Raw genomic sequence first — 16,608 nt, 5'->3', positions numbered from 1 at the left:
TGTTAAGGGAGCAGTACCTTTATGTCGTGGTATAGCAAGGTTGCATGGACCGAAGGCTTATTTCTGCGGCCTCATCATCTCCAGCAGAGCGACCGGTACGCGGAGCACATGCTGGACGAACGGGTCCGTTTTGCCTCTCCCTATCCCTGGGGCTTTTCCGAGCTGGAAATTGATCAGGACGTAGGCCAGCAATGCCGGTTCGCGCTTCGCTATGGCCGAGGCATATTCTCCGACGGAACGGTGTTCAACTTCCCGGCCGACGGTACGCCGCCGCCTGCAATCGACGTTCCGGAGGACGCAGCTGGACAAATCGTCTGGCTGGGAATTCCAGAGACGACCGTCAATGCAGTGGAAGTCGCCAATGGCCGCGACGATGCCGCCACGAGATATATTCAGGGCAGGGAGACGATCATCGATTCCACCTCCACCATCCGCCAGGAGGAGGAGATCGATGTTGCGCATCCGCGCCTGCAGTATTCGATTCGCTCGACACCCCATCCCGGTCAGGTCTGCCTGCCGGTCGCCCGTATCACGGAAATCAAGGATCGCATCGTCATAACCGATGGTTCCTTTGCGCCGCCGGTACTTGCCTGTCATGTGCATCCGGTCGTCACCGGCTGGATTGACTCCGTCATTGGTTGGGTGGAGCGCAAACTGAGCGAACTGGCGCGTTACGCCGCCGATACGTCCGCCGGGGGCGGACTGCAGAATTTCGATTATCTGACGTTGCAGCTGCTCAACCGCACTTATCCTTTGCTGATGCACCTTCGCAAATCCGCTTATGTGCATCCGGAGCGGCTGTACATACTGTTCCTGCAGCTGGCGGGGGAGCTTGCAACGTTCGCAACGGAAGAGCGCCGAGCGCGCAACTATCCGGTTTATGACCACGACAAGCTGCATGATATCTTCAAACCGGTCCTGGCCGACATACAGGCGTTCCTGTCGGCCGGTTATGACCGGCGGGCAATCCGCTTGCCTCTGGAACAGCTGGCGCCGAATGCGTTCAAGTCGACCATTGTCGATCGCAACCTGTTCTCGCAGGCGGGCTTTGTCATCGAAGTGGCTGCCCGCAGGCCTTTGACGGAAATTCAGAACGAGTTTCCGAGGCTCTTCAAGGTTGGCCCCTTCGGTCAGATGCGCCAGATCGTCTATTCCAACCTGCCGGGTATTCCGCTGATCCACATGCCGGTACCACCGGCACAGATCCGGGCTCTCACGGACCGGGTCTACTTCCGGCTGGACAAGACGACCCCGCTTTGGCGCGAATTTAGCCAGGACTCGGCGATCGGGCTGCAATTCTCCGGCAACTGGCCGGATCTGCAGCTTGAGTTCTATGCCGTCCGGGAGGGCCGCTGATGTCGGACAATGACGATCCCTTTGGTGTTTCCAAACGCAAGGGGAAGACAATTGTAATGCCCAATCCGGGCGGGCGATGGAGCGAAGGCCAGCCAGGACAACCCGGGCAGCCCCCGCAACAACCTGCGCCGCCGCCACAACAGGCTCCCGGTCAGGCGCCTCCTGGACACGCAGCTCCGCCTCCGCCACACAATCCGCCTTCCGGTGGCTCGGACCCGTGGCAAAGCGGGGGAGGCGGCGGAGGACGTGATCCTTACGCTCCGACGCCAGCTGGATACGAGTATGGCCAGCAGCAGGCACCGGATCTCAGAACCCCGCCAGGCGGTTACCAGGCGCCGCAAGGCGCTGCGCCACAGCCGGCGGCCGCACCTGCACAAGGGGCCGGTAAACTGGCACATATGCCGGACATCAACCAGATCCGCGTTGCCAATCGAAATCCGATTTCCCGTGCGGCTGCCCCGTTGCTTCTGCTTCTGGGCCGGCTTCACCTGACAATGACGGATGCCCAGTTCGACCAGTTGATGCGCGATGTCTACAGCGCCATCAAGACGTTCGAGAAAGAATTGCGGAGCGCCGGAATCACGGACGACCAGATCCGTTCCGCCGCCTATGCGCTCTGTGCGACATCAGACGATATCGTCCAGAACCTGCCGTCTGCCGGACGCCACCAATGGACGCAATATTCCATGCTGACCCAGTTCTTCGGTCAAGCAACCGGCGGTGTCGAGTTCTATCAGCTACTGGAAAAGGCAAAGCAGGATCCCGGTCGTAACTACGGTGTTCTGGAGGTCATGCATTCCTGTCTGTCACTCGGCTTTTACGGCAAGTACCGTGCGATCCAGGGTGGCCAGCAGGGCCTGGAGCGCGAACGACGCGACCTGCATGAAATTCTGCGTCGTGTTCGCCCGCGGCCTGGAGACGATCTCTCTCCCCATTGGCGTGGCCTGGAACTCCTGCAAAAGCGGGCGGGGTTCTCGGTACCGATCTGGTCGGTCGCGGCCGTTGCAGGCGCATTGCTTCTCGGGGGCTACGTCACCTTGATGCTTCTTCTGTCGAGCGGAAGCGAAGTTGTCGCGGGACGCGCAAGTGCGCTTTACCCGTCGGGCCCGATCGAACTGGCGCGCGAAGGCTATCAACCCAAACCGCCACCCGCGCCACCACCACCGGAAGATGCGGCGATCGATACTGTCTCCGCTCAGCTGGCAGGTATCGATGGCCTGGAAATTTCGCAGGCGGGCCCGGCGATCATGTTGCGCATGCGCGCGCAATTCGACGTCGCAGCCGCCACGCTGCGTCCTGAATTCCAGCTTCTTGTCGAGCAGGTCAGCCAGACCCTCGATCAGGTGGAAGGTGAAATTCTGGTCGTCGGCCATACGGACAGCGACCCGATCCGCAATAATCCGCGGTTCCCGACCAACTGGCACCTGTCTGTTGAAAGGGCAAAGGCAGTTGCCGCCGTCATGGAAGCAGTCCTCCAGACACCAGGGCGGGTGCAGGTGGAAGGACGTGGCGCCGACGAGCCGATCGCTCCCAATACAAGCAGGGAAGGCAAGGCGCTCAACAGACGTGTGGAAGTCTTCCTGAAACCACCGGCCAAAGGGCTGGTGATAAACAACTGATATCCGGGGCAACCGCAGAACAAGGCTGTATCTATGAAATTCTGGCTCGGAATAACGGCAATCGTCATCGGCATACTCGCCCTGATCGGTCTGATCTGGTTTGGTGGGCCGTTCCTGTCGATCGCCGGTGTGAGGCCCTTCGAACCTCTCTGGGTAAGGTTGTCGCTGGTTGCGCTTGTCCTTCTGACCGTTGGCGGCTGGACCGGCTACCGGATCTACAAGCGCGTCAAGGCCAACCGGGAACTCGAGAGTGAGATCCTGCAGCCCAAGGCAAGTGATGCCGACTTGCAGATCATGTCGGAGCGCATGAAGGACGCGCTGAAGACGCTCAAGACGTCCAGCGGAAACGCGCGCACCTATCTTTACGACTTGCCCTGGTACCTGATGATCGGCCCTCCGGGCGCCGGCAAGACCACGGCTTTGATGCATTCCGGTTTGAAGTTTGCCGGTTCGCGCGCTAAGGGAGAGGCCCAGAAGCTGGAGGGCCTTGGCGGAACCCGGTATTGCGACTGGTGGTTTGCTGAAACGGCTGTGCTGATCGATACGGCGGGGCGTTACACAACGCAGGATTCCGACGAGGAGCATGACCGCGAAGCCTGGCACGGGTTCCTCAATATTCTGCGCAAGGCCCGTCCGCGTCAGCCGATCAACGGCGTCATGGTGTCGATCAGTCTTGAAGACCTGATGACGCTGTCTGACGATGAGTTGAAACAGCATTCCGATGCGATCCGCACGCGCTTGATCGAACTTTACAAGACCTTGAAAATCGATTTCCCGGTCTATGTGATCTTCACCAAGGCCGACACGGTTGCAGGCTTCATGGAGTTTTTCGGCTCCTATCCCGAAACCCGTCGCAACCTGGTCTGGGGAGCGACTTTCCAGACCCGCGAAAAAAACAAGAACATGGTGTCGGAAGCGCCCGCCGAGTTTGATCTTCTGGTGGAGCGTCTCAACGAGGAGATGGCGGACCGTCTTCAGGAAGAACCGGATCCGCGTGCCCGGCTGATGCTCTATGGCTTCCCGACACAGGTTGCTGCCCTGAAGGATCGTCTGACCGGTTTCCTGAATGCGATTTTCGAACCGAGCCGGTATTATCCGAATGCTGTTCTGCGCGGTTTCTATTTTACCTCCGGCACCCAAAAAGGCACGGCCATCGACAGGGTCATCGGCTCAATGAGCCAGGCCTTCGGGACAGCCTATCAGGCGGCAGCTCTATCCGGTCAGGGCAAGAGCTACTTCCTGCGTGATCTTCTTTCCAAGGTGATAATCGGAGAAGCCGGCTGGGTAACCCATAACCGGCAGGCCGTCAGAGTTGCGACCGCAACCCGCATTGCGGCTTACGCAGCCATTGCCCTCGTGACCCTGGGCCTCGGCAGCTTGTGGGGGATCAGTTATCTCAACAACAAGGCCTTGATTGACGAAACCGCCAAGGCTGTGGACACGGTGCGCGTAAACGGCGAAACCGTTCTGGCGGAGCGGGTTGTACGCGACGACAATCTGGTGGATACCGCCTACATCCTGTCGATGTTACGAGGCTTGCCGGCCGGTTACGACAGCCGCGATACGCCAACGCCTGTCATGGAACAGTTCGGCCTCAGCCAGCGCGATCGTCTGGAAGCAGCTGGTGTGACGTCCTACAGAAGTGGTCTGGAAAGGTTGTTGCGGCCGCGTTTGCTCTTGAGGATCGAAGAGCAGATGACCGAGGTGCTCGACAATCGTACCGGTCCGGGCGGACAGGACGTCGATACGCTCTACAATCTGGCAAAGCTGTACCGCATGGTGGCAGGTGATGCGCCAGAGATCGACAAGGAGCAGATCAAGAATTCGTTCCGTGCCGACTTCCTGCAAAGCTTCCCTGGACCTCAGGGCGAGATCTTGCGCAACGAGCTCAACAACCACGTTGCTGCGATGCTCGATCTCGATTTCGGTGGCAATGTCCTGACTGATCAGCTTGACGGCATTCTGGTTGCCGAGGTCCAGCGAGAGCTCGGACGCGTCAGCCTGGCCGAGCGTGGGTATGCACTTCTCAAGTCTCGTGCCAAGGGCCTTGCCAGCGAAGACTGGATTGCAGAACAACGTGGCGGCTCCGACATGGAGACCGTTTTCGAAACGGAAAACGGCGACACGTTGGACACGGTTGCGGTCGACAAGTTCTTCACCTATCCGGGCTTCCATCTTTCGGTTCTGCCGAACCTTGCCGGCATTCGTGAAGAACTGGAACGGGACAAGTGGGTGTTTGGAGACGTCGGGGAAGCCGATGCCTTTTCCGACCAATATCAGTCGCTTCCCGGCGAGATCCTGGCGCTTTACACCAAAGATTTCATCGAAGCCTGGGAAGAGGCGCTCGGCAACTTGAAATTCAAGTCGATGCGCAACGACAAGCCGCTTTACACGACGCTTCAGGCCGTCTCGGCACCAACATCACCTGTTGTGCAGCTTCTTGAGAGCATTCGGCGCGAAACCCTGCTCACCCAGGATCTGTCGAGTGAAGGCCTTGCCGGAAACCTGACAGGCGGCAACGCGCAAGATGCCGGCACTAACGCTGCACAGAAGATCTTCCAGCGCTACGTGCTGGATTCGTCCGGTGGATTGAAACGTATCGGCCTTGAAGCCGGACTTCAGGCAATCGCGCCGGGAGGGTTGTCCAACGCGCTTGGAACTGCCGCTGGTGGCGGAGGTCCAACCATTATTCCGGGCAAGGCGATCGAAGATCACTTCCGTCCTTACCATGTACTGGTGGAAGGCGAGAACAGCCGCAAGATCGATGCCTTGCTGCTGAACTTCAAGAACATCCTAGACAACCTTCTGATCGTGGCCAACAACCCGCTGCAGAGCGAAACGGCAAATTCCAACGTGCAAATTCAGGCGTCTCTGCTGAGAAGCAACGCGACGCGTTTCCCGCCGCCTTTCGATAAACTGATTATCCAGGCTGCGAAGGAATTTGACGAGGAGTTCAAGGAAACCTCGATCACGCAGCTGAACGAGAAGCTGAGCACCCAGGTTGTTGGTGAATGCCGCAGGATCGTCGCCCGGAACTATCCGTTTGAAAACGGTCGCTCCGAAGTGCCGATGACGGAATTTGCCAAACTGTTCGCACCGACGGGAATCATGCAGCGGTTTTTCGATGAAAACCTGAAGCCGCTAGTCGATACCTCGACGCGCCCCTGGAACTGGAAGCCTGAAGTGTCTCAGGCGGACCGTCTGTCGAACGCAACGCTTCGGCAGTTCGAACGTGCAGACCTGATCAAGCAGGCCTTCTTCCCGACAGGAAACGCGTTTCCGTCCGTCGGACTTCAGGTGGTTCCGCGCGCCCTGTCTCAGCAGGCTGACGCGGCCAGCCTGGAAGTGAACGGCAATCTCGTACTGGTGACGCGTGGGCCCGGCTTCAATGCGGAAATCGAACCGTTGCCGGCCAACTTTGATTGGCCCAGCAACACGGCTACGCCTCGCGTTGTACTGGTGATCCAGCCGGAAGTGCCAGGCTACAGATCTCGTCGTGAAATCCATGGAGATTGGGCCTTCTATCGCTTCGTTCGCGATAACAGGGTCAGTTCCGGACAGAACAAGTTCGTCGTGCGTGAAACGCTTGGCGGCAGACAGGTTGCCTTCACGGTGACATTGAGAACGAATCCCAACCCGTTCTTCCTGTCTGCAGTCGGCGATTTCAGTTGCCCTACGAGCTTCTAGAATGGGAACCGGTTATTTCGGCAAACTGCCGGCACGAGCGGATTTTGTCATCGGGCAGTGCCCTGCCGGCTTTCTGAAAAGCTGGGAGGCCTTCCTGATGACCGGACTCGCTCAATCCCGTCTGGATCTGGGCGCGGGGTGGGAGGAAGCCTTCATGACAATGCCGGTGTGGCGATTCTGGCTTATGCACTCTTCAGAGGGTGACGAACCTGTTCAGGCCGTCGCCGGTGCTTTCATGCCGAATGTCGACAAGGTCGGCCGGACCTTTCCATTGACACTTGCCAGCGACATCCGACTGGAAAAGCAGAATGGTCGGCCGGAAGAGACCTGGTATGACCATGTCGAGGCAATCTTGCGCGACACCTTGCAGGAAGATGCCAGCCTGGAAAACTTTCAACAGGCTGTCGCAGGTCTGGAATCGCCACTTGCGGTGGAGGCAAGCGGCAAGAAGGGCAGGGATGCCGAATTACCGACGATGCCAGGAACGGATGTTCTGTCATCCGAATTCTGGTGCCGTGCAGGAGATGTGGGTTTTGAGTTTTCGTGTGCAGGCCTGCCGGACGCAAGCGCCTTTCGATGGCTGCTGTTACCGGAAACCTTCGCCGGTTCGGAAGCTCGACAGGACGTGGCAGGGAATAGTCATGGGCGATTTCATCCGGAGGATCATCGAACATGATCGAACAAATGGAAGCCTCTATGCGTGGCTTTGCGATTGGACTGACCCATGTTGGCCGGGTTCGGCAGCACAATGAGGACACGTTCTACGTTGACGAGGGCAAGGGCGTTTTCGCGGTGATGGACGGTGCGGGAGGCATGCATGACGGTGCGATGGCGTCCAGTCTCGTGCGTGAAGCCCTTGCCAGTATCGCGCAACCGCGCAGCGCGGAAGACCTTCTGGAGCAGTTCGAAAGCAGGTTGATTACCGCAAAGGACCGGATCGAACAGGCCGCAGCCAAGGCGAACGGAGCCGCCATGGGCACGACGATCGCCGCACTTCTGATTTCCGGATCAAACTTTGCGTGCCTCTGGGCAGGCGACAGCCGTGTCTACCGTCTGCGCAATGGCCGTCTTGAACAATTGACGACAGATCATACCGAGGCGCAGGAACTGGTGGACCAGAACGTGCTGACGCCTGAAGAAGCAAGGACGTTCGCCCGCAGGCATGTCATCACCAGGGCGATCGGATCCGGGATTGAGCTTGAACTCGAACTGGTTTCCGGAAATCTGCGTCAGGGCGATCGGTTTCTTCTGTGTTCGGATGGCTTGACCGGACATCTGGACGATAGTGTGATTGGTACTTTCCTGATGAACGGCGCGCCGAAGCCGACGGCACAATGTCTTATCAATGGAGCGCTCGAAGAGGGCGGCTCGGATAACGTGACTGTCGTGATTGTCGATATCGATGCAATGTCTGCGCGCGAAGGAGTTCGCAACTGATGAACGTTGGTGCCCACCTGCTGCCTGCCGGAACCCGGCTCAACAATCTCTATGAGATTGAGGAACATATTGCCGATGGCGGTATCGGGACGGTTTACAAGGCGAGGGACGTGGAAAGCGGGGATCCGGTTGCCGTCAAGGTCCTTCTCGCGACCTTCTCGCGCGACCCGATGATCCTGGATCTGTTTAAGCGGGAAGCAAAGATCCTTCGCAAACTCAAGCACGACGCACTGACCCAGTACTACGTCTTCGCGAAGGAACCTACGCTCGGGATTTATTACCTGGCGATGGAGTTCGTCAGTGGCCCGTCATTGAGTACGCGCCTTGAATCAGGCCCGCTGGAGCCGGAGGCGGTGGCACGGTTGATCAAGCGCTTGGCTGAAGCCCTGCAGGCGGTTCACGACCGGGAAGTGATCCACCGGGATCTTTCGCCGGACAACGTCATTCTCCAGAACGGCGATGTCGCGCAGGCCAAAATCATCGATTTCGGTATTTCGCGGGCGAACACGGGTGGACCGACAATTATCGGTGACGGCTTTGCAGGCAAGGTCAATTATGTTTCGCCAGAACAGGTCGGCATTTTTGATGCCAAGGTGACTGCCCGCAGCGACATCTATTCGCTTGGCCTGGTCATTGCGGAAGCCCTGACCGGCAAACAGATCGATATGGGCGGCACGCAGGTGCAGATCGTCGACAAACGACGGCAGACGCCTCCCTTGGAAGGAATCGACAATCGTTTCCGTCCGTTGCTGGAAGCCATGTTGCAGCCCGATCCGGCAAACCGCCCGGCCAGCATGCAGGAAATTGCGGACTGGACGCTAGGTGCTCCGATGGGGCGGCAGGACCAGGACCGTACGATCATTCGGCCATCTTCTGCGCCGCCGCCGGAACAATCCGCACTGGATCAGCCGCCACCGCAGGCAAACTGGGGCAAGCGCATTCTGGTAGCCTTGTCGCTGCTCGGTTTCGCCGGTGTCGGTGCCGGGGGTGTCTATTTCCTGGTCGGTCAATCCGTGCCCGAGCAGGACCAGAAACCTGTACTTGTGGCACCGCCACGACCGAATGCGCCTGACGCACCGTCGCAGCAGACGAATGTGACACAACAAACGCAGACGCCAGCGACCCAGCAACCGGCAACGCAGCAACCAGTGTCCCAGCAGCCGACTGAAACACAAACAACTGCGCTTCAGTCGCCTTCAACACAAACGCCGGAAACGCAGGCGCCGACGACGCCAGGCAACACCGTGCCGACAATTCCGACCACGCCTCCAGAGGAGACCGTCGACACGAAACCGGAACCGACCGAAACCGTTACCCGGCCACCCGTGACAACCGATCCGCAAGAGACGCCTGAAAACGTGACCCCCGAAGACCGGATCCGGAACTTCGTGAGCAGTTACCAGGCGGGCGATTGCATGTATCTCCAGCCGATAGAGATCGCGAGCCGTTCCGCAGAGATTGAGGGATTTGCTTCCAGGACGCCGCCATTCATCAGTTTCGACAGCGACTTCACCCAGTCTCAGGGGTTTGAAGCGAAGATCCAGGTCAACCTTGTGAGCGATGCGCAATGTCCGGCGATAGCTTTTCTGAGAGGAACACCACAGGGAAACGCCAAGACCGAATTGCGTCTCGACATGCAGCGAACGGTCGTGCCGAACGGTAGCAACATGGCTGGCCGCATTTCCGGTTATGAACCATCAACTGGCGGGCTCGGGCTTATATTCGTCAACAGCAAGGGGGAGACGGTCAATCTGTCCCCATATCTGCAGACGGACGACCGGGGCGCCGGTTTCGTTGTGCCGCTGACCTTGAAAACGTCTACTGAAGAAACCGGCCTGATCATTGCCATGGTGGGCCCGGACATAACCAAGACGCTTTCCGAGCGCCGCGAAAAAGATCCGGAAGACTATTTCGAAAAGCTGATGCAGGATGGTCCGGTCTTGCGGGCAACGGCAACCACGGTCAAAGTGGTGCCCTGACCGGGAAGAGACCTGGCGCAGCGGATATTCTGGCCAACCATGAAACGCTACACCAAACCGATCCATTTGCAGGAGCTGAAACCGCACCGGCGTGCGGACAGCTCCCTTGCGTTGATCAACGTGGTGTTCCTGCTGCTGCTGTTTCTTCTGGTATCCGGAACGCTGCGGCCGCCCTTGCCTGAAGGGTTCGACTGGGCGGAAACGCAACAGAACGATGGCAGCGGCAAACTGGAAGGCAGTCTTGTACTGGACAGGGCAGGGACTGTCTGGTTCGACGGTGAAGTTCTGGCTTACGACGACCTGGGCCCATTTCTTGAAGCTCGGCAATCCGACAGAACCCACATGGTGGTTCAGGTCGACAAGCGAGCCAGAATGGAAGCCATTTCCACACTTGCCGACAGATTGAAAGCTGGCGGTGTGAAACGCCTGACACTGATGACTGTTGAGGCAGGTGCACCTTGACCGTTGTCGCCTATAACCAGGACCGGCAATGGGATATCCCGGGGTACGTGTGGCCGGCTGTTTTGGGCGTTTCGGTTGCCTTGCATGTTTCCGCGCTGATCTACGGCCTGCCAGCGTTGCCTTGGACGGAAGAAGCCCCCTTGCCACCGGTCGAGACCGAAGTGATCCTGGAAAGTGGTGGTCTGCCATTTGAAGATCTGGCAAGTGTCGAAACTGAAATCACACAACCGCTCGAACCGGACACTCCCTTGCCCGTCGAGACTTCTGTGCCAGTGGAAACAGTTGTCAATTCCGAGACTGCGGAGATCCTTGAGCCGGTATTGTCTGAGCCGGTGGTCACCGAAAGCCCAGTCAATGCACTGGTTGAAGCCGTGCCGGTAACCGTTCTGGATCAATCGCTTTCGGACGACACGCCTATCATTGAAGCGCAAGAAGTCAGCCCTGTCCAAACAAGCCCGGTCACCGCAACGCCACCGGAGCAGCTTCAGGTGATTCAGCCTTCTGTTGTTCCGCAAACCGCCTCCACCGTTGTCGCCGCCACGCCTGTACCGGATGCCGTTGTCGCTGTGACGTCCGTCGCGCCAAACGTTATTGCCGGGTCTGAAGTCACTCTTTCCGGTGCCGAAGTCCCAGCCACGGTGGAAGTGGTGCCTTCGGTAGCGGTTGCAACGGATATCGGTGAGGTTGCCGCCGCAGGTGAGACGCAGACAATCGTTTCGGCTGTGCAGGAAAGTCCTGTTCTGGCTCCGCTCGTCGTCGATCAGACACCTGCCGAACCCACTGGCAACGAAGTCGTGTCTGAGGTCTTTGTTCCACAAACGCAGCCTTCCGTTGAAAGCCCGGGCATTGTTGCTCCCGATACCAGCGTTACTGTCGATCCGGTGGTTAGTGCGGAGGTGGATGCGGTATTGCCTGCGGAACAACAGGTTGCTGCCCTGCAGCCTACGGAAACGGAAACTCCCGAGCTAGCGCCCAATGCCCCGGTCTCTTCAACGGTCCCCGCAACACAACCGCAGGGGGAGTTGACAGAAAACGTGCCGCCCGTCGCGGTCGCTTCCATAGATCCACTGGCAAAGGTGTCGGACTATGTTGCCGGTTACAAGTTCGGTGAATGCACACATATGTCTGTTCTTGCAGCTGGTGCGGACACCGCGGAAGTTACGGCCTTTGGCGCAGGCATAGCGCCTTTCGCTATCTTCGATCAGCGCTTCAAGGCGGATCAGGGTTTCGAGGCAAAGATCGAAGTCCGACTGGTGACGCGCAGGCAATGCGCCTTGCTGGATGCTCTTGGCGTTTCTGAAGGCATTGAAGCAGCCGGTCTGGTCGAACTGGACCGGACGGTCGTGCGCAGCGGAACTCCTGTATCCGGTGTGATTCAGCGTGACTTGCCGATCGAGCGAATTGCAAGCGCGGAACAGTCGGGACTGGATCTCAGCGGCAAGGGGCCACCTGAACTGTACCTGATCGATGATGCCGGGCAGATCCATGACGGCCGGGAGTTTCTTCTGCCTGCATCGAACAGTCAGACGGCAGGCGGCTGGCGCTTCAAGGTACCGGTGACGATGATTGCCAGCGACAAGAGTGACGAGACAGCGCTCGTGCTCGCAATCTGGAACCGCCCTTCAGAGCGGCAGCCTTCTCGATTCGGACGGCTTCCTTCCGAACGGGTGGCCGAGATACTGGCAGAGCCTGGGGTCTATTCGCTGACGGCGTTCAAGGTGTCACGCTGAGGGTTGCGATGATGAAGCACCGGCAGTGAAGACGCCGGTGAGGAGAACTTCCAGCGCGGCCCGTTCCTTTTCCAGCCTCGTTTCGAACCAGGTGACGGCAATGGATACTGGCATTGCAACGGCAAGGCCGCAGGCAGTTGTCAGGAGCGCTACCCAGATGCCACCGGCAAGCGTGGCAGGATTTGCGGACGCACCCGATTCCTGAAGGGTCTGGAACGTCTCGATCATCCCGAGAACCGTGCCGAATAGGCCGAGCAAAGGCGAAATCTGCGTCACCAGATCAAGCGCCTTCAGCCAACTGGCGAGGCCGAACAGACGGTCGGCAGCCCTGGCAGAAATTTCCTCACGTAGTCGTTCTTCCCTGATGTCGCGCACCTGAGAGGACAGGGGCTGCTGATCCAGCATCTGGATGGCATCCATGGCGCTGCGCACAAGCGCACCCGACAAGGACCTGTCCTTCAAAAGGTTTTGCGCGGCTTTGGTGCGTTCACCACTTCGCCATTGCGTGACAGCCTGACGAACAAGTCCGTGACGGCCAACACGGGCCGTGGAGAATTGAACGGTCTTGGCGAGGATGACTGCAAGCGCTGCAACGGAAATTGCGAGCAGGATGAGCACGACCGGCCCGCCAAGCTCCAGAAGGGAGGAAGATGTCTCGACCATGCGAAAGACGCTCCATCAGACGTTCAAGGGTAGGGTCAATCGCCGAATTCGATGGGGGTACGATTGCTCAGGTCCAGCAGATCCGGGCAATAGACATCGGTAATGCTGGAAGGCACACAATTCATGACGTCGTTGATGTGAAGCCGCGAAAGGCTGTCGCAAGCCTTCCCGGCAAGGTCGAATTGCAGGATCTTGGTTTTACCGGCGGATATGCGGGAGAACTGAAGACGCAGAAACTGATCCACCAGGCCGTCCTTGTTGAAGGCAACCATTTCCAGGCCGAGCTTGTCCATAGGGCGTTCAAGGCCATTGGTCGCGATGATCGAAAGGCGGCAGCCGCCGTCCGCAGTCGGTTGTAACTGGTTGAGTTCGAGGCTGATTTTCCCCGTCACTTGCTGTGCCTGCACGGGTGCCGCCAAAATGGCAACTGCAATCGCTATAAAAACTCTCTGAACCAATATCCGCATCTTGTTCCCCCGGTTAATGCGTCAATGAATGTTGGAAAGGGTTGTGAAGGCCGGTCTTTGCCGTCCCTAATCGTAAGACAATAGGACCGTCCAATCCTGTTTTCCCTCGGTTTCGACCTGAAAGAAATCTGCTTCGATCAGCCCGCGTTGCCAGCACTGATCGCCATCGAAAAGAACGAATTTTTCCTCGCGAATACAAAGCGTGATATCGCCTCCAAGACGGCTTTCGCCAAAACCGTCTGCCACGTGCAGATAGTAGCGTGCTTTCTCGAGAGGTTCCTGCAGCACCTGGCTGCAGGCGTTTGCGGTGATTGTCCACCAGCCTTCAGTCCGCATGCCTTCGTCGGTTTCATAGCCAATCGCGACGTTCACGAGATCAACGGACCCGTTGCAAACACGCAGGCCTGCGTGGGCAGCAGAGGTCGACAAAATTCCAGACAGCGCCACCGCCCCGAATAACGCGATCCCGCGTAACCCGATCCGGCGTCTTTGCCTAACCTTGCCGCTGTCGCGGTCCGTTTTCATGCTCGTGTTTCCAGTTTGCCAACTTGCTAAATACGCTAAGGAATTGCGAACCCGCGGTCAATTTAGGAAAGTCGATTGAGCTGAAGTGGTATTTCGGCGAAACTCGATTTTCGGAATGACCTGAAGACCCGGGATGGCCTGAGCCATGATCTCCATCGAAACACCGCTTGCAAGGCGAAAGCGCATTCCGCTGACACCTCTGATCGATGTGATCTTCATTCTGATCATGTTCTTTCTTTTGTCTTCCACATTTGGTGTCTGGCGGCCGCTGGAAGTTGCGCTTGGTGGCGGAGCGCCGGCAGGGGGGGCAGAGGCACAATCGAACGCCAGCGTTCCCGCAGTCCTGATCGTCGTGAAGTCTGTTCCCGGTGAAGATCTGTCCGCCGTGACTGTCAACGGGAATGAACTGCCACTTGCAGGGTTGGCACAGGAACTGAACCGGTTGGCAGAAGCTGGTGCCAGGGATGCTGTTCTTTTGCCTGGCAAGGGAACCGATTTTCAGCAGGTCGTGCGGATTCTGGACGAAGCCCGAACCTCAAAGCTGACAAGCGTTCGGCTGCATCTCGATTGACAGGAACACGAGGCGTTTCTGCAATGCAAACGAGCCGTTCGTGCGCAAAACCTCACCTGTGGCTACAAAAACGGCCCGGTTTTCAAGACCGGGCCGTTCTGGTTTGACATGTGATTGCAGTATTGATCAGCGACCGATTGCACCGCCGATGATGCCACCCACAACGCCACCGATGAAAGCGGCTCCAGCCGGGTTGATGCCACCACCATTGTTGTTGTTGTTCGCACGGCGAGTGGTGGTGTTGTTGGTACGGCGCGTGGAGGTCGCACTGCGAGAAGCGCTGGCAGCCGCTTGCTGCTTGCGGTTCACTTCAGCCTGGTAAACCGAGTACTGCGTTGCCGTCTGTGCAGTCAGCAAGGCGTATTGGGCGGCGGTGAAATAGCCCGTGGCGACGATGCCGTTGGCAGCCTGCCAGGCACTCACACCGGCGCGGGTCTTCGGACCGAAGGCACCATCCGGGCGACCGACATCCTGACCAGCCAGGTTCAGACGGGTCTGAACTTCGCGGCGGGCAGTACGGTTCCAGCCGAGAGAAGCTTCGGTTGCCTCATTACCCGGAACGGCCTTTTGCGGGTCCGGCAGGGTAGCCACAACGCCTGTCGTGCTGGCGGCAGGAGCCGTTGCTGCACCTGGGACGACGGTCGGATTGACCGAAGCAACCTGGCTACCGGCTTCGAGCCGCTTGATGGAATTGCGCGCAAAGTCCGCGAAGAGGCCTGACGGGTAGGCATCCAGGTAAGCCTTGTAGTCAGCAACGGTGTTGCTGGACTTGGCAGTTTCCCAGATGAGCTTCTCACGTTCCCATGCAATTGCCGACTGGCTGGGGGAGGTCGTTGCTGCATTGTTTACAACCGGCTGCTGCGGAGCGGACGTCGCGGTGTCGCCAAGGGAGGCGACAGTGGTCGTCGCGGCCGGTGCAGCCTGCTTGTTCAGGAACACTTCGCCGATCAGAGATGCATTCACCCACGGGCGCTGCTTCTTTTCCGTCTCTTCATAGACTTCACCGGTAACGCGAGTCATGACGGTCTGGATGGAAGCGTTCGGCGTGTCGATATGTCTGATCAACGCAGAGGTGAAGGGCGAGTTCGCACCGTCGCCGTCCAGGGCAACGTCTCCCGGGCTGGTCGCGAAAGCGATCACGGAGCCTTCGCCGCCGGTTTCCTGAATCTTGATTTCAGCAAGACCTGCACCAATGCTGCCGGAGCGGCTCGGTCCCATGCGGCGCGCGAGGGTGCGGGCCAGCGGATTGTCGCGGCAGGCATCCAGGAACACCATCTGAACCTTCACGTCCTTGGACATTTGGCGCATGATGAAATCAACGGTAATGGTTTCGAAATCGAGCGAGGTTTCATCCTCGATCGTGGCGTCGATAGGTACCAGGTGATTCTGACCGGCGACCTGAAGGCCGTGGCCGGCGTAGAAGAGAATGGCGATATCCGCGCCATATGCCTTTTTCGCAAAATCCATGACGGATCTGCGCATTTCACCATAAGTCTGGTCCTGGCCGGCGACGACTTCGAAGCCGAGGGCCTTGAGTTTGGCGGCCATCTGCTCGGCGTCATTTGCCGGATTAGGAAGTTGTACTGTGTGCTCGTAAGCGCCGTTGCCGAGTACGAGGGCAACGCGCTTAGCCAGTGCCGGAGCCGTCCCTGCGAGAATTATTGCCAGCACGGCGATCATTCGTTTGAACATATCCTGTCCTCTCGTAGATCATGGTTGCCTGTCGGTTGAACCGATCTTTACACGAGGTCTTTGTCCTCTTGAGAGGAACAGGTACCCCGGATGGCACTATGTTTCTGTAATACGCGTCACAGGAACGTCAAATTGAAGAAGCTGTCCCTGCAACCAACTGAATCCGGACCGCAACGGTCCGTTGATGACCCCACTAAAATCAGTTGCAGACTATAGCCAATCCTTTTTTTAAAAACCACTTTTCAACAGACAGTTGCTGCCATTTTTTGAGTTACGTTAACACGAAAGGACGCAAGGGAAGGTGTTAGTGGATTTTTTGCCGGCCAAAACTTGAAAAAGGACCGGATTTTCGACCTGAAAAAACGCTTTGTGACTTGAATCACCGTGTTTGAGAGACTGTCTGGTAATCTGGTTTCATTG

At 58.1% G+C, this 16,608-nt stretch carries 13 protein-coding genes; 9 read left to right on the top strand and 4 right to left on the bottom strand.

Annotated elements, in window-relative coordinates:
- The first annotated feature begins 21 nt into the window (after positions 1-21).
- From tssK to FIV03_RS21585, 8 genes are read left to right on the top strand one after another with little or no spacing between them, the layout of a single operon-like run.
- Positions 22-1,356 (top strand): type VI secretion system baseplate subunit TssK, encoded by a 1,335-nt coding sequence (tssK, locus tag FIV03_RS21620; RefSeq protein ID WP_055654006.1) that lies wholly within the window; start codon positions 22-24, stop codon positions 1,354-1,356.
- Positions 1,356-2,975, top strand: coding sequence for a type IVB secretion system protein IcmH/DotU (icmH, locus tag FIV03_RS21615; protein ID WP_152510931.1), 1,620 nt, complete (start codon positions 1,356-1,358; stop codon positions 2,973-2,975). Before tssK ends, icmH begins: the two co-directional genes overlap by 1 nt.
- Before the next feature lie 33 nt (positions 2,976-3,008).
- Complete coding sequence (gene tssM, locus FIV03_RS21610) at positions 3,009-6,662, top strand: type VI secretion system membrane subunit TssM (RefSeq protein WP_152510930.1); 3,654 nt, start codon at positions 3,009-3,011, stop codon at positions 6,660-6,662.
- Position 6,663: 1 nt separating this feature from the next.
- Positions 6,664-7,338, top strand: a complete 675-nt coding sequence (tagF, locus tag FIV03_RS21605; RefSeq protein WP_152510929.1) for a type VI secretion system-associated protein TagF — start codon at positions 6,664-6,666, stop codon at positions 7,336-7,338.
- Complete coding sequence (locus FIV03_RS21600; protein WP_022999356.1) at positions 7,335-8,099, top strand: PP2C family serine/threonine-protein phosphatase; 765 nt, start codon at positions 7,335-7,337, stop codon at positions 8,097-8,099. Before tagF ends, FIV03_RS21600 begins: the two co-directional genes overlap by 4 nt.
- Positions 8,099-10,078 (top strand): serine/threonine-protein kinase, encoded by a 1,980-nt coding sequence (locus FIV03_RS21595; RefSeq protein WP_152510928.1) that lies wholly within the window; start codon positions 8,099-8,101, stop codon positions 10,076-10,078. Before FIV03_RS21600 ends, FIV03_RS21595 begins: the two co-directional genes overlap by 1 nt.
- A gap of 39 nt (positions 10,079-10,117) precedes the next feature.
- On the top strand, positions 10,118-10,540 hold the full coding sequence (locus tag FIV03_RS21590; protein WP_152510927.1) for a biopolymer transporter ExbD: 423 nt from the start codon (positions 10,118-10,120) through the stop codon (positions 10,538-10,540).
- Entirely contained in the window at positions 10,537-12,270 is a 1,734-nt protein-coding gene (locus FIV03_RS21585; RefSeq protein ID WP_152510926.1) for a hypothetical protein, read from the top strand. Before FIV03_RS21590 ends, FIV03_RS21585 begins: the two co-directional genes overlap by 4 nt.
- Here the strand turns inward: FIV03_RS21585 and FIV03_RS21580 are convergent.
- From FIV03_RS21580 to FIV03_RS21570, 3 genes are all read right to left on the bottom strand, one after another.
- Positions 12,262-12,933, bottom strand: coding sequence for a MotA/TolQ/ExbB proton channel family protein (locus tag FIV03_RS21580; protein ID WP_022999352.1), 672 nt, complete (start codon positions 12,931-12,933; stop codon positions 12,262-12,264). The two genes, FIV03_RS21585 and FIV03_RS21580, sit on opposite strands and share 9 nt — an antisense overlap.
- A gap of 35 nt (positions 12,934-12,968) precedes the next feature.
- Complete coding sequence (locus FIV03_RS21575) at positions 12,969-13,340, bottom strand: hypothetical protein (protein ID WP_152510925.1); 372 nt, start codon at positions 13,338-13,340, stop codon at positions 12,969-12,971.
- 126 nt (positions 13,341-13,466) lie between these two features.
- A complete protein-coding gene (locus FIV03_RS21570; protein WP_082444406.1) occupies positions 13,467-13,925 on the bottom strand; it encodes a DUF1036 domain-containing protein in 459 nt (152 codons plus the stop codon).
- A 145-nt stretch (positions 13,926-14,070) separates the two neighbouring features.
- Here FIV03_RS21570 and FIV03_RS21565 point away from each other — a divergent pair, with 145 nt between their 5' ends.
- Complete coding sequence (locus FIV03_RS21565; protein WP_152510924.1) at positions 14,071-14,496, top strand: biopolymer transporter ExbD; 426 nt, start codon at positions 14,071-14,073, stop codon at positions 14,494-14,496.
- 126 nt (positions 14,497-14,622) lie between these two features.
- Here the strand turns inward: FIV03_RS21565 and FIV03_RS21560 are convergent, their stop codons facing one another.
- On the bottom strand, positions 14,623-16,188 hold the full coding sequence (locus FIV03_RS21560) for a caspase family protein (protein ID WP_055654023.1): 1,566 nt from the start codon (positions 16,186-16,188) through the stop codon (positions 14,623-14,625).
- Positions 16,189-16,608 lie beyond the last annotated feature (420 nt).

The sequence above is a fragment of the Labrenzia sp. THAF187b genome, from assembly GCF_009363375.1.
Classification (GTDB): Bacteria; Pseudomonadota; Alphaproteobacteria; order Rhizobiales; family Stappiaceae; genus Roseibium; species Roseibium algicola.
This window is presented reverse-complemented; position numbering and strand designations above follow the sequence as displayed.

Bases quoted from the DNA above. Each gene is read 5' to 3' on its own strand.
- tssK (WP_055654006.1), top strand. From the start codon at position 22: ATGTCGTGGTATAGCAAGGTTGCATGGACCGAAGGCTTATTTCTGCGG.
- icmH (WP_152510931.1), top strand. From the start codon at position 1,356: ATGTCGGACAATGACGATCCCTTTGGTGTTTCCAAACGCAAGGGGAAG.
- tssM (WP_152510930.1), top strand. From the start codon at position 3,009: ATGAAATTCTGGCTCGGAATAACGGCAATCGTCATCGGCATACTCGCC.
- tagF (WP_152510929.1), top strand. From the start codon at position 6,664: ATGGGAACCGGTTATTTCGGCAAACTGCCGGCACGAGCGGATTTTGTC.
- FIV03_RS21600 (WP_022999356.1), top strand. From the start codon at position 7,335: ATGATCGAACAAATGGAAGCCTCTATGCGTGGCTTTGCGATTGGACTG.
- FIV03_RS21595 (WP_152510928.1), top strand. From the start codon at position 8,099: ATGAACGTTGGTGCCCACCTGCTGCCTGCCGGAACCCGGCTCAACAAT.
- FIV03_RS21590 (WP_152510927.1), top strand. From the start codon at position 10,118: ATGAAACGCTACACCAAACCGATCCATTTGCAGGAGCTGAAACCGCAC.
- FIV03_RS21580 (WP_022999352.1), bottom strand. From the start codon at position 12,933: ATGGTCGAGACATCTTCCTCCCTTCTGGAGCTTGGCGGGCCGGTCGTG.
- FIV03_RS21570 (WP_082444406.1), bottom strand. From the start codon at position 13,925: ATGAAAACGGACCGCGACAGCGGCAAGGTTAGGCAAAGACGCCGGATC.
- FIV03_RS21565 (WP_152510924.1), top strand. From the start codon at position 14,071: ATGATCTCCATCGAAACACCGCTTGCAAGGCGAAAGCGCATTCCGCTG.
- FIV03_RS21560 (WP_055654023.1), bottom strand. From the start codon at position 16,188: ATGTTCAAACGAATGATCGCCGTGCTGGCAATAATTCTCGCAGGGACG.